At 42.4% G+C, this 14020-nt stretch carries 11 protein-coding genes and 1 riboswitch; of the genes, 7 read left to right on the forward strand and 4 right to left on the reverse strand.

Annotation, left to right across the window (positions count from 1 at the left end; genetic code table 11):
• Positions 1–63 precede the first annotated feature (63 nt).
• Positions 64–1377, reverse strand: a complete 1314-nt coding sequence (locus EXT43_RS12485) for a Na+/H+ antiporter NhaC family protein (protein ID WP_054561704.1) — start codon at positions 1375–1377, stop codon at positions 64–66.
• 280 nt (positions 1378–1657) lie between these two features.
• Between EXT43_RS12485 and dapB the strand changes: the two genes are divergently transcribed.
• From dapB to EXT43_RS12510, 5 genes are all read left to right on the forward strand, one after another.
• Positions 1658–2455, forward strand: coding sequence for a 4-hydroxy-tetrahydrodipicolinate reductase (dapB, locus tag EXT43_RS12490; RefSeq protein ID WP_130167100.1), 798 nt, complete (start codon positions 1658–1660; stop codon positions 2453–2455).
• A gap of 207 nt (positions 2456–2662) precedes the next feature.
• A complete protein-coding gene (carA, locus tag EXT43_RS12495; protein ID WP_055020805.1) occupies positions 2663–3799 on the forward strand; it encodes a glutamine-hydrolyzing carbamoyl-phosphate synthase small subunit in 1137 nt (378 codons plus the stop codon).
• 16 nt (positions 3800–3815) lie between these two features.
• On the forward strand, positions 3816–7034 hold the full coding sequence (gene carB / locus EXT43_RS12500) for a carbamoyl-phosphate synthase large subunit (protein ID WP_054561701.1): 3219 nt from the start codon (positions 3816–3818) through the stop codon (positions 7032–7034).
• 51 nt (positions 7035–7085) lie between these two features.
• Positions 7086–7562 carry a transcription elongation factor GreA gene (gene greA / locus EXT43_RS12505; RefSeq protein ID WP_054551507.1) on the forward strand — a complete coding sequence of 159 codons (477 nt, stop codon included), beginning with the start codon at positions 7086–7088 and terminating at the stop codon, positions 7560–7562.
• Positions 7563–7680: 118 nt separating this feature from the next.
• Positions 7681–8724, forward strand: a complete 1044-nt coding sequence (locus EXT43_RS12510; protein WP_130167101.1) for a S66 peptidase family protein — start codon at positions 7681–7683, stop codon at positions 8722–8724.
• A gap of 36 nt (positions 8725–8760) precedes the next feature.
• Here the strand turns inward: EXT43_RS12510 and EXT43_RS12515 are convergent, their stop codons facing one another.
• The gene (locus EXT43_RS12515; protein ID WP_130167102.1) at positions 8761–9417 is read right to left on the reverse strand and encodes a nitroreductase family protein; all 657 of its coding nucleotides are present in this window, start codon (positions 9415–9417) and stop codon (positions 8761–8763) included.
• Between the two features lie 102 nt (positions 9418–9519).
• Between EXT43_RS12515 and EXT43_RS12520 the strand changes: the two genes are divergently transcribed.
• Positions 9520–10458: a LysR family transcriptional regulator gene (locus EXT43_RS12520; RefSeq protein WP_130167103.1), complete on the forward strand. Its 939-nt coding sequence runs from the start codon at positions 9520–9522 to the stop codon at positions 10456–10458.
• 47 nt (positions 10459–10505) lie between these two features.
• A riboswitch (FMN riboswitch) is annotated at positions 10506–10653 on the forward strand.
• 106 nt (positions 10654–10759) lie between these two features.
• A complete protein-coding gene (gene ribB, locus EXT43_RS12525; RefSeq protein ID WP_130167185.1) occupies positions 10760–11413 on the forward strand; it encodes a 3,4-dihydroxy-2-butanone-4-phosphate synthase in 654 nt (217 codons plus the stop codon).
• Between the two features lie 112 nt (positions 11414–11525).
• Here ribB and EXT43_RS12530 read toward each other — a convergent pair whose 3' ends face one another.
• Positions 11526–12389 (reverse strand): D-Ala-D-Ala carboxypeptidase family metallohydrolase, encoded by an 864-nt coding sequence (locus tag EXT43_RS12530; protein ID WP_130167104.1) that lies wholly within the window; start codon positions 12387–12389, stop codon positions 11526–11528.
• A gap of 8 nt (positions 12390–12397) precedes the next feature.
• Positions 12398–14014 carry a L,D-transpeptidase family protein gene (locus EXT43_RS12535; protein WP_130167105.1) on the reverse strand — a complete coding sequence of 539 codons (1617 nt, stop codon included), beginning with the start codon at positions 14012–14014 and terminating at the stop codon, positions 12398–12400.
• Between the last annotated feature and the right edge of the window lie 6 nt (positions 14015–14020).

Below are 14020 nucleotides of genomic sequence, written 5' to 3' on the forward strand. Positions count from 1 at the left end.
ATACAGGTTGGATTATAGCAGATACACCCATATTTGGGCGTATCTTGAGAAAAATTATTTAACTTATGCTTTATTTCGGCGTAAGCAAATTACTGCAACGGCAGTAAAGGCAAGAATAAAGCAGTAGTAAGAAGAGGTAGAGACTTCCCATGGGCTAATTTTGAATGTTGCGCCGAGTAGGAGTGCTTGTGCGCCATACGGCAATGAGCCTTGCGTAACACAAGCAAAAATATCAAGTAAGCTTGCTGAACGCTTGCCTGTAATTTCGCCATCATCTGCTAATTTTTTAGCAATTGGGCCTGCAACAATAATAGACACGGTATTATTGGCAATACATAAGTTACTAGTCATAACCAGTGCAGCAATACCTAATTGATCTGCTACTTTACGGTGCCATTTTGCAATGATTTTTGTAATTGCCTGAATTTTGTTAGCAATATAATCAAGACCACCATTAATACGGATAAACTCTGAAAGACCGCCAATAAACATCGATAGCAAGAAAATTTCCTGCATATCAGTAAAGCCTTTATAAACATCTTTTACAAAGCTTGCACCTTCATAGCTGCCAGTAAAGCCCATAAGTGCAGCGAAGATTATACCGCTAAACAGCACCACGAATACGTTAAAGCCCATTACCGCGAGCACTAAGATAAAGGCATAAGGTAATACTAGTAAGATATCGAAGTCTTGTGTTTCTACAGCTTCTGCTGCAGGCGTTAAGAAGAATAACAAGCCGATAGTTAATGCCGCAGCAGGTAAGGCGATTTTTAAGTTCTCACGAAATTTATCTTTCATTTCACAGCCTTGCGTGCGGGTTGCAGCAATAGTTGTGTCAGAGATGATTGATAAGTTATCACCAAACATGGCACCTGATACAATCGTGCCTGCCATCAGAGATGGATCAATGCCTGTTTTTTGGGCGACGGCATAAGCAATCGGGCCAATCGCACCGATAGTACCCATTGAAGTACCCATCGCAGTCGACACTACCGCAGCAATTAAAAATAATCCTGGTAGTAACAAAGCAGGTGGAATAAGTGATAAACCGGCATTAACTACGGCATCAACACCACCGGTCGCACCAGCAACCGCAGAAAACGCACCGGCCAGCAGATAAATCAAACACATAGTGATAATGTTGCTATGGCCAGCACCTTTAATAAAGGTTTCAACACTGTGGTTGATGGTATTTTTATTTAAGATAAACGCCAGCATGATGGCTGGCAAAATTGCCACAGGAGCAGGCAATTGATAGAAGGCGTAATCGACACCTTGAGACTGTAAGTATAAGCCAGCGCCTAAAAATAAGCCGACAAACACCAAAAGCGGCAGCAAAGAAAGTTTTGCTTTTGTTTTATTAAATGATGGCTGCATCATATTCCTCGTTAGATAACCAATAACACAGCCAAACACTTCTTTTAGCTGTATTTAGTTGTGTCTAAAAGACAACAACAGCGCCCGCAAGCCAAAGACCAAATCGGCGCAAAGGAAGAAGTTTAAATGTATAGATGGCTAAATGCAAAGACTATCTGTTATTATTGTTGTTCTATTAATAAATCTAAAATTAGCTCTGTATTTTTTATAAGCTAACCTGACTATTACATGAGTTTTCGATAAAATCCAGCCAGCTAAGAAGAATAGATAAGGTAACTATATGAACCGCATAGGTGTATTTGGCGCAAACGGCCGCATGGGACTTGCACTTTTAGAAGCTGTCTCAAAAAAAGATGACGCAACATTAACGGGCGCGTACGTGCGTGATAACTCGCCACTTTTAGATATTGCGGTTAATCAATTAAACAGCGCTGCATCAGCAAATGTATCATTTAGTAAAGAAACAGACGTAAAAGATGCAGATGTATTGATTGATTTCACTTTACCGGCAGGAATGCGCAACCATTTAAAAACAGCGGTCGAAAAAAATATCGCCATGGTAATTGGTACTACGGGCCTTAACCAAGATGATCTTGATGCGCTTAATGATGCCGCGAAACACATTCCGATTGTTTTTGCTCGCAACTATAGCGTAGGTGTGAATTTACTGCTTAACTTAGTGCAGACTGCGGCTGTGAAGTTTGGCGATGATATGGATATCGAAATATTTGAGGCCCACCATCGTCACAAAATCGATGCGCCATCAGGAACTGCATTGGCAATTGGTGAAGCTATTGCCGAGGCAAAAGGTTGGCAGCATGATGAAGTCGCGCGTTTTGATAGAAGCAATGACGAACACGCAAAATCGCAAAATGAAATCGGTTATTCAGTCATGAGAGGCGGAGATATAGTAGGTGAACACACCGCATATTTCGCAACTTCTGGCGAAAGGCTAGAATTAACTCATAAAGCAAGTTCAAGAATGACCTTCGCATTAGGTGCTGTAAGAGCTGCGGGCTGGTTGAAAAATAAACCAGCTGGACTTTATGACATGCAAGATGTGCTTGACTTGAAGTAGTTTAGTTTCTTTTTTGGCAGTTTCAGTGAGTTTTTAGTTAATAACGCTTATTTTTACTATTTTATTAATTAAGATTAGATCTGAATGCTAATTTACTGTAGAATAGCGCCAATTTGCCAAAAATTCATAAATGCGTGTTTCCAATCGCTATAAACGGGCAGTAGAGCAAATGACTTTACTCCCGTTTTTTACTGTTAGGAGGTTAACTTGACTAAATCCGCTCTGTTAGTCCTAGAAGACGGCACAGTGTTTCGCGGTACTGCAATCGGCGCTGACGGCATGTCAGTCGGTGAAGTAGTATTCAATACGTCTATGACTGGTTATCAAGAAATTTTGACTGACCCTTCATACGCGGAACAAATCGTAACTTTGACGTACCCACATATCGGTAATACGGGTACTAACAGCGAAGACGAAGAAGCGGGTCAAATCTGGGCTAAAGGCCTAGTGATCCGTGATTTGCCACTGCTAGCAAGTAATTTCCGTAACGAGCAATCGTTAAGTGATTACTTAAAAGAACGCAATATCTTAGGTATTGCTGACATCGACACTCGTAAATTAACACGTATCTTACGTGATAAAGGCGCTCAAAATGGTTGTATCATTGCAGGCGACGAGTTAGATGAGAATAAAGCGCTTGAAGCTGCGCAAGCCTTCCCAGGCTTAAAAGGCATGGATTTAGCAAAAGTTGTCTCAACCAAGGAAAATTTTGAGTGGCGCGAATCAAGCTGGACGTTAGGTTCAGGCTTTAAAACGCTAGAAGCAGCAGACGAGAAGTTCCACGTTGTTGCTTATGACTTCGGTGTTAAACGTAATATCTTACGTATGTTAGTTGACCGCGGTTGTAAATTAACTGTTGTTCCTGCACAAACATCTGCAGAAGACGTACTGGCATTAAACCCAGACGGTATCTTCTTATCAAATGGCCCAGGCGACCCTGAGCCGTGTACTTACGCGATTGAAGCAATTAAAACTTTCCTAGAAACAGACACGCCAATTTTTGGTATCTGTTTAGGTCACCAATTACTTGCACTTGCTTCAGGTGCACAAACGGTGAAAATGAAGTTTGGTCACCACGGTGGTAACCACCCAGTTAAAGACCTTGACCGCAATGTTGTAATGATCACAGCGCAAAACCACGGTTTCGCAGCTGACGAAGCAACATTACCAGCGAATTTACGTGCAACTCACGTTTCTTTATTCGATGGTACGCTACAAGGTATTCACCGCACAGACAAGCCTGCATTTAGCTTCCAAGGTCACCCTGAAGCAAGCCCAGGTCCACATGATGCGGCACCATTATTTGACCACTTCATCGACCTGATGCAAGCACGTTCTAACTAATTTAACCGGAGTAACAATGCCAAAACGTACCGACATAAAAAGCATTCTTATCTTAGGCGCAGGCCCGATCGTAATCGGTCAAGCTTGTGAATTTGACTACTCTGGTGCACAAGCGTGTAAAGCACTACGAGAAGAAGGCTTTCGAGTAATTCTTGTAAACTCGAACCCTGCAACTATCATGACTGACCCTGAAATGGCGGATGCGACGTACATCGAGCCAATTCACTGGGAAGTGGTAGAGAAAATCATTGAAAAAGAAAAGCCAGATGCAGTACTGCCTACTATGGGTGGTCAAACAGCATTAAACTGTGCGCTTGATTTAGATAAGCACGGTGTACTGGCAAAACATGGTGTTGAGCTAATCGGTGCAACTGCCGATGCAATCGATAAAGCTGAAAACCGTGAGCGTTTTGACGTAGCAATGAAGAACATTGGCCTTGAGTGTCCGCGTGCAGAAATCGCTCACTCAATGGAAGAAGCACACGATGTACTTAGCCGCATCGGTTTCCCATGTATCATTCGTCCATCATTCACTATGGGTGGTACCGGTGGTGGTGTTGCATACAACCAAGAAGAATTTGATGAAATTTGTGAGCGTGGTTTAGATTTATCACCAACAAATGAACTTTTAATCGATGAATCATTAATCGGTTGGAAAGAGTACGAAATGGAAGTTGTTCGTGACAAAAACGACAACTGTATCATCGTATGTTCTATCGAAAACTTTGACCCTATGGGTGTTCACACTGGTGACTCAATCACGGTTGCACCAGCGCAAACACTGACTGATAAAGAATACCAAATCATGCGTAATGCATCGATGGCGGTACTTCGTGAAATCGGTGTTGAAACAGGTGGTTCAAACGTACAGTTTGGTGTAAACCCAGTTGATGGCCGTATGGTTATCATCGAGATGAACCCACGTGTATCGCGTTCTTCTGCACTAGCATCAAAAGCAACCGGTTTCCCAATTGCGAAAATCGCTGCAAAACTAGCAGTAGGTTACACCCTTGATGAGCTACAAAACGACATCACTGGCGGTAAAACACCAGCGTCTTTCGAGCCTTCAATCGACTACGTTGTTACTAAGATCCCACGTTTTAACTTCGAAAAATTCGCAGGTTCAAACGACCGTCTTACAACACAGATGAAGTCTGTGGGTGAGGTTATGGCGATTGGCCGTAACCAACAAGAATCACTGCATAAAGCACTACGTGGTCTTGAAGTAGGCGCAACGGGCTTTAATCCAATTGTTGCCCTTGATGATCCGAAAGCAAAAGAAAAAATCATCCGTGAATTACGTGAACCAGGTGCTGAGCGTATTTGGTACGTTGCTGATGCAATGCGTCACGGTATGAGCGTAGAAGACGTATTCGAGCTAACTAAGATTGACCCTTGGTACTTAGTTCAAATCGAAGACATCTTAAAAGACGAAGCAACAATCAGCGAAGTAGGTATGGCTGGTTTAAATGCTGAGTTTTTACGCAAGCTTAAGCGTAAAGGTTTTGCTGATGCGCGTATCGCTGAAATTGCCGGTGTTTCTGAAGCAGAAATTCGTAAGAAGCGTCACCAGTTAGATATCGTGCCTGTATATAAGCGCGTTGATACCTGCGCTGCGGAGTTCAGCTCAGACACAGCTTACATGTACTCATCTTATGATGAAGAATGTGAAGCTAATCCATCTGACAAAGATAAAATCATGGTAATCGGTGGTGGTCCTAACCGTATCGGTCAAGGTATCGAATTCGATTACTGTTGTGTTCACGCAGCATTAGCTTTACGTGAAGACGGCTATGAAACAATCATGGTTAACTGTAACCCTGAAACTGTTTCAACTGACTACGACACATCTGATCGCTTATTCTTCGAGCCAATCACGCTAGAAGATGTATTAGAAATCGTACGCGTTGAAAAGCCAAAAGGTGTTATCGTTCAGTACGGTGGTCAAACACCACTGAAACTTGCTCGTGAACTTGAAGCGAATGGCGTGCCAGTTATTGGTACTTCACCAGATGCAATCGACCGTGCAGAAGACCGTGAGCGTTTCCAACAGCTTGTTGAGCGCCTAGATCTTCTTCAACCAGAGAATGCAACGGTTACGTCTTTAGAAGAAGCGATTGTTAAGTCTGCTGAAATCGGCTTCCCACTTGTTGTACGTCCTTCATACGTACTAGGTGGTCGCGCAATGGAAGTGGTTTATGATGAAGACGATTTACGTCGTTACATGACTGAAGCTGTATCAGCGTCAAATGAAGCGCCAGTACTACTTGACCACTTCTTAGATAACGCAATCGAAGTTGACGTTGATGCTATCTGTGACGGTGAGCAAGTAATCATCGGTGGTATCATGGAGCACATTGAGCAAGCAGGTGTTCACTCAGGTGACTCAGCGTGTTCATTACCAGCTCACTCACTAACTGCTGAAGTACAAGACGTAATGCGTAAGCAAGTGACTGATATGGCACTAGAGCTTGGCGTAGTAGGTCTGATGAATACTCAGTTTGCTGTGAAAGACGGCAAAGTTTACTTAATCGAAGTAAACCCTCGTGCTGCGCGTACAGTACCGTTTGTTTCTAAAGCGACAGGTATTGCACTTGCTAAAGTAGCGGCACGTTGTATGGCGGGTCAGTCGCTAGCAAGCCAAGGTATTACAAAAGAAGTAATCCCTCCTTACTACAGCGTAAAAGAAGTGGTACTGCCATTTGCTAAGTTCCAAGGTGTTGACCCAATCCGTGGCCCAGAAATGCGCTCAACGGGTGAGGTAATGGGTGTTGGTGAAACTTTCGCCGAAGCATTCGCAAAAGCACAATTAGGTGCAAGCAACACTTTACCACGCGGTGGTCGCGCGTTACTATCGGTACGCAACAGTGACAAACCACGTATCGTTGAACTAGCTAAAACCATGACTGATCTTGGTTTCGAGCTAGATGCGACAGGTGGCACTGCAAAAGCACTTGAAGAAGCAGGCATTGCAGTTCGTCGCGTGAATAAAGTATACGAAGGTCGTCCTCATATTCTTGATAGAATTAAAAATGGTGAATACAGCTACATTGTAAACACTACTGAAGGCCGCCAAGCGATTGAAGATTCGAAGGTGTTACGTCGTGGTGCGTTACAGCATAAGACTAACTACACAACGACTCTGAACGCGGCATTTGCTAACTGTACTGCAAACCAAGCAGATGACCGTAGCAAGGTGACGTCAGTTCAGGAACTACATCAGCGAATGAACTAAGGAAATGTGCCAAGGGCGAGGCAATCGCCCTTGGGATTAAGTGAGAAAAATATGCAATCAATTCCGATGACAGTTCGTGGTGCAGCATTACTGCGCGAAGAACTTAACGAATTAAAAACAGTTACCCGTCCAAAAATCGTTGCTGATATCGCTGAAGCACGTGAGCACGGTGATTTGAAAGAAAACGCTGAATACCATGCTGCTCGTGAGCAACAAGGTTTCTGCGAAGGCCGTATTCAAGAAATTGAAGCGAAGCTTTCAAATGTGCAAATCATTGATGTAACTAAAATGCCTAACACAGGTAAAGTTATTTTTGGCACAACGGTCACTATCGTTAATGTTGAAACCGATGCTGAAGTAAAATACCAAATCGTAGGCGATGACGAAGCAGATATCAAAAATAACCTGATTTCTGTTAACTCACCAATCGCGCGTGGTTTAATTGGTAAAGAGGTAGATGATGCCGTTATCATTAAAACACCAAACGGTGAAGTAGAGTACGAAATCATTGAAGTTGAGTATATTTAGTAGCTTAACCAAGCATTGAGAAAAACCGCAGTTCATACTGCGGTTTTTTTATGCCTGTTTACAGGCGTGGATTTATTCGGTACGTTGGCTATCATACAGTCGTAATGAAGGAGTAATAATGGCAAAAATTCAGTATCCTAAACCGCTTGAGCAAGGTGATAAAATAGCCATATGTGCTTTTTCATCAGGTGTTGATAAAGTCTTTCATGAACGCTTAGACATAGTACTTAATGGCTTAACCGCCAAAGGTTTTACTGTTATTGAAGGTGCCTGTTTACGTCAGTCACACAATAGTGCAAAGCAACGTGCTGATGAGCTAATGCAGTATTTAACTGATGATTCAATAGCAGCCATTATGCCGCCATGGGGCGGTGATCTCACCATGGAGATTTTACCTCTTCTGGATTTCAATGCCATAAGTAAAGCAAGACCTAAATGGTTGGTTGGCTTTTCAGATATCAGCACGTTTGCATGTGCATTAACAACTCGTTGTGGCTGGGCAACTTTGCACGCTGCAAATTTAATGCAAATTCATCCTGACGATCCCGATGTTTATTTAGCAAATATATTCAGTGCCATGTCACTTGAAGAAAAACAGCAACTGCATCAAGTCGCGTCGCCTTTTTATCAGCAAAAGCCTATTGATTATAAAGCTAAGCCTGAGGCTCAATTTGACTATACCGCTCCAAGCCAATGGCGATGTATTAACTATAAAGATAAACGCCAAATTGAAGTGTCTGGACGCTTAATTGGCGGCTGTTTAGATACGTTAGGTCTGTTGTTACCCTCAAATTACTATGCATTGCATGAATTTAAAAAGCAGTATGCGCCTGAGGGGTTAATTTTATACCTAGAAAATGCTGAGCTTAGTCCGATGGCCCTTGCACGTTGTTTGTTATCGTTAAAGTTGAATGATGTTTTTACTGATGTAAATGCGGTGGTATTTGGCCGCAGCCCTGCAATTAATAACGACTGCTACTTTGATGAATACCAAGCAATAGAGCTCGCATTTAAAGGTAATTTATTCCCAGTTATCGTTGATGCCGACATTGGCCACGTAGCCCCAAATTTAGCACTAATAAATGGAGCTGTTGCCACAATAACAGCAGATTTGTGTGAAGGTATGGCGAGCAATGTGGTTGTGAAGACTGACCTAAAATAACAATTATGCAGGCCAAGCCTGCATAATCTTTAGGCTTTAAACTACAGTAATCACCGCATCTTTATCTAAACGCGATTTTGGTAATGCAGCATTATAATCTTGCTCTGGCTCGTGATAACCAATAGCGAGTGCCACTTCACAAACATAACCATCTAACTCATCAGCAAAAAGCTCACCAAGTAAGTCTTTATCGACACCTTCCATCGGTGTTGAATCTAAACCTAAACGAGCCACTGTGTGCATGGTATTACCTAATGCAATGTAGGTTTGAGCTTTAGTCCAAGCGGCGTTATCACCTTGTTCATCTGTATTTAAATCAACAAAGGCGAAGGCACCAAAAGCCTGCTCTTTGTTTTCAGCTTTTGTACGGCCATTAGCAATATCGGCATCAACTACTTTTTCATAATCAGCACGTTTATAGCTTGGGTTATAAGCAAATAAAATGGTGTGTGATGCCGCTTTTGCATGAACTTGGTTAAACTGAAACTTATTTGCAAAACTATCATGCAGACGCTGTTTACCTTGCTCTGATTCAATTACCACAAATTTCCATGGTTGAGAATTAATAGACGATGGCGACAGGCGTAATGCTTCTAAAATTACAGCTAAGTCTGCTTGGCTAATTTGTTTTGAAGCGTCGTAACGTTTACTTGTATAACGGCGTTGTAAGTCAGAAATGATTGGGTGTGTCATGATTTGCTCCCGCATGTATAACAATTAGGTGCAGTTTACGCCTTGCATACTTTACGATAAAGCGCATAATCGAATAAACATTATCAAAAATTTTTAGTTAATATGTTGGTTGAAGATCTCAAATTAATCCTCAAAGTTGCTGAGTTTCGTAGTATTACAACCGCAGCAGCCAAATTAGACATGCGAGCCGCTACCGCCAGCGCTGCTATTAAGCGTGTTGAAGCAGCGCTGGGTGCGGAGTTATTTGTTCGAACAACTCGTCATTTGCGCTTATCTACGGCTGGGGAGCGCTTTTTACCTCAGTGTCAGCAAGCAGTGCTCATGCTTGAGCAAGCCACACTTGCGTTAAAAGGTGAGCATGATGAAATCGAAGGTGAGCTCAGGGTTGCACTATCTTCAGACTTAGGCCGCAACATCATTATCCCATGGTTAGATGAGTTACTTGATGAATATCCAAAACTGAGTATGCGCCCGCATATTAGCGATAGTAATGTCGACTTTTACCGAGACTCCGTTGATTTTGCGCTTAGGTATGGCTCGCCATCCGACTCAAATTTATATGGCTTTAAAATTTGTAATGTTCCGCGGCTGTTATGTGCAACCCCAGAGTACATTGCCGAACATGGCACGCCGACACATCCAGATGAATTAAATCAGCATCAGGGCCTATTTTATCAACTGCAAGATATCATCAATAATGTCTGGGAATTTACCGATGGAACCGAGCGTTTTAAGGTGAAAATGCAAGGCCGTCGAGCATCTAATGATGGTGATTTGGTAAGGCGTTGGTGTGTGGCTGGTAAAGGCCTAGCGGTTAAATCATGTATTGATATCAGTGATGATTTACTAAGTGGTCGAGTAGTGCCAGTAATGCAAAATTACCCTCACTTATGTGCAGAGCTTTGGCTAATATGCCCAAGTAGACAGTCCATTACACCCGCGGTTCGTCTAGTGCGTGATATATGCCGAGAAAAAACCAAGGCGATACTCAATCAACTGATTGAAAAAGGCATATTAGATAAGCGGGTACTCGATAACTAACTATTTTGGGTATAGAATAGCGAGGCTTATTCATCTTATTGATTAAGCAACATTCTCAGGGCGGGGTGAAATTCCCCACCGGCGGTATACTTTAAATTTAAGTGAGCCCGCGAGCGCTTTAACTTTGGTTGAAGGTCAGCAGATCTGGTGAGAGGCCAGAGCCGACGGTGATAGTCCGGATGAAAGAGAATATAGTTTATCTATAAAACAGTAATTGGCTGCCTGCGGGTGGTCTTTTTTGCTGTGCCTTTCAATGTCCTGAATCTTTTCATATTTAATTTAATAGGTATTAAAAATGATGATTCAGTCTTCTTTACTCAGCCAATTTGGCGAACCACTTGAACGCGTTGAACGTGCGATTGCTGCTTTGCAGCAAGGTGAAGGCGTACTTGTGGTAGATGACGAAAACCGTGAAAACGAAGGTGATTTTGTGTACTCAGCACAGCACCTGACCACAGAGCAAATGGCCATGATGATCCGTGAAGGCAGCGGTATTGTGTGTCTTTGCATGGGCGATGAGCGTGTTAAACAGCTTGATTTACCACAAATGGTTGAGCATAACACCAGCCAGAACAAAACAGCTTATACAGTGACTATTGAAGCTAAAACGGGCGTGACAACCGGCGTTTCAGCGGCTGATCGTGTAACCACCATTAAAGCGGCAACAGCAGACAATGCAAAGCCTGAAGATTTATCTCGCCCTGGGCATGTGTTTGGACTGCGAGCACAAACCGGTGGTGTATTAGTTCGTCGTGGTCATACTGAGGCATCGGTTGATTTAATGCAGTTAGCGGGTTTAACACCGTTTGGTGTTATTTGCGAATTAACGAATCCAGATGGTTCAATGGCTCGCTTGCCTGAAGTTAGCAAGTTTGCCAGTGAGCACCACATGCCCGTTGTATCGATTGAAGATTTAGTTGCTTATATCCAAGCAACGCAAAAACAAGCATGTTAAAAGCTTTAAGTTTTGAGCCATAAGCTATAAGTAAAAAGTGAGGCTACCTTGGTAGCTTCATTTTTATATTAACGGTACAAAATTTCATTACGCATGGCTTGATTGATAAGACTTACCACCTAGCGGTAAATCCACGGTTATCTATGTGAACAAAACCACCGTGGTGGGAGGCGGGTTTATAGCGGCCAATACCGCCATTATAGCGGCTCTGTTTTTGGAACTTTTCAAACACTTTATAAAGCACATCAACATCAGCAATCGTTAGTTTACCATCGCCATTTAAATCGTCCATTCGGCCATCACCATCTTCATCTATATAAAGGTCAAAGGCATCGCCATATTGGTGTCGGCTGTGTTTGCCATTACCAATTGAGCGATTGTAATGGGGGGTTCTATAGCCGCTGATAAAGGCAAATTTGCTTACTTTAATCCCTTCATTTTGTACAAACGTGAGCAGCTCTTCGAGCATCATCAAGCCATCGTTGTTGACATAAAGATACTTTGGAAAGCCACTCACTTGCTTACAAATTACATTTTTAACTTGCACATGAGGAGTCAGCTGGCGTGTTAGGTCTTTCTCAAAAATTTCTATAAACCCGTTTGGCGCACTGTATTGTGTATAGCCTTTATAAGGGGCAGGGTAGAGGCCTATTTGATAATTATTCAATTGCTTATTGCTAGCATTGAATGGTTTTTTCACTATAACGAGTAAGCGTTTGCTCGTTTTGTTGTTACTCAGGACTAGGCTATAAAACCCTGCATTTCCTGGGGCATAAACGGCAATGCTATTTGGCCCTAATCGCTCAGTCTCAACATCTGATACTGCAGTTGGAACAAAATCAGCCGTGTTATCAAGTGTTAGAACTTGTTTTGCATCAAGTACAAGGCTGTGCAGCGAATCAGTTAATTCAATGGCAGCAACAGAGCATGTAGTTAACGCTAAGCACACACTAAAAATAATACGGCTGAAATACATAGTGACCTCTAAATTGTATTGTTTGCTAATGGTGTGGTGAGTGCTTTTAATAATGCGCCATCGCGATTATAAACGTCGGTATAAAATTGTAGGCCCTCGTCGTTACCCGCAACGGTCCAATACATTAAAAGTACGTCTAGCGGTTTTGATAAGCTGACTTTTTTAGTTTCTTTTGCAGCAATAGCGTCATCAATTTCACTACGACTCCAATTATCCGAGGTTTCTAAGATTTTCTCAGCTAAGGTGAATGGATCATCAACTCTTACACAGCCGTGGCTAAATGCACGTTGGTCTTGCTGGAATAAACTTTTTGCAGGAGTATCGTGCAAATAGATTGAGTATTTATTAGGGAACATAAACTTGATTTGCCCTAATGAATTATTCTCTGAAGGCTGTTGTACAAACCAATACGGGAAGTTTTTGCGGCTAGCATTCGGCCAATCTATACTCTCGCTATCAACTGGGTTACGGCGACTATCAACCACAACAAAGTCTTTCTCGTTTAAGTAGTTTGGGTTTTCTTTCATTTTTTTGATGATGCCACCTGAAATACTCCTCGGTACTGTCCAGGTTGGGTTCATCACGATATAGCTCATTTGCCCTTTAAATATTGGCGTTTTGGTGTAGTTTCTGCCTACGACTACATTGGTTTGCCATTTTAATTTATTGTCTTCAAATAAATACAGCAAGTAGCCTGCGATATTTACCACTAAGAAGCGCTCTGTTAGGGTGTTATCAACCCAACGAATGCGCTCTAGGTTTACTAAAATATCATTAACGTACTCACTGTAATCTTTGTTGAGTAGTTTTAACGTCGCATTGCCAATCACACCGTCATCAGCAACTTGATGCGCATTCTGAAAGCGTTTAACTGCTGCGACTAGCTCATCGTTATAATCAGTGGCATCACTGTTACTGCCGTCAAAATACTTTAGTCGTTTTAACTTTTGTCTTAAAAGCGGCACTGCTGGGTCTGATTGCCCGGGTTTTAATACCTTGTTTTGTAGTGCGAAGTCAGGTAACTCGCCAGTGGCATCAAGCTCTCGATAAAACACAAGGGCGTCTTTTAAACGCTTATAATGAGGCAAAACAGGTTTTAGATTTTCAAGTCCCTTATCAAGGCTTTTGGATTTTACATGTTTAAGTAATGAGGCCGCTGCAGCATCTGGGCTGACATCAAACTGTTCATAGTTCCATGTGGCTGCTAGTTGTTTAGGGTTAACTTTTCCGCGAATTAAGTGTTTTGCATAGGTCATGACGGCATCTGTCATCAGAACATCAAACTGGGCTTCTACGGCATCCGCTCCGCGTTTATCTATTTCGCTGGCCAGCGCCATTAATGTATCAAAGTGATAGTCGTTAGGAGATAGCCCTTCAAGTTCTGCTTGCGCAATTAAGTTGAGCGCTTGCTTGGCATATTTTACGTTGTCCCATACTCGTTCAAAACTATTTGCTTTATAGGTGGCAACGGTCATTTCAGGGGAGTGGATTTGTTGTCCTTCTATACTGTGAGATTCACCAATCAGAATAGGCTCAAGCTGTTGTTGTAAGTATTGGTTTTCAGCCAGCACAGGCATACAAATGGATAAACAACTTACCAAAGCTGTGTAGCGTAGAATTTTCATAGCTAT

The organism is Pseudoalteromonas sp. CO109Y, assembly GCF_004208935.1.
Classification (GTDB): Bacteria; Pseudomonadota; Gammaproteobacteria; order Enterobacterales; family Alteromonadaceae; genus Pseudoalteromonas; species Pseudoalteromonas shioyasakiensis.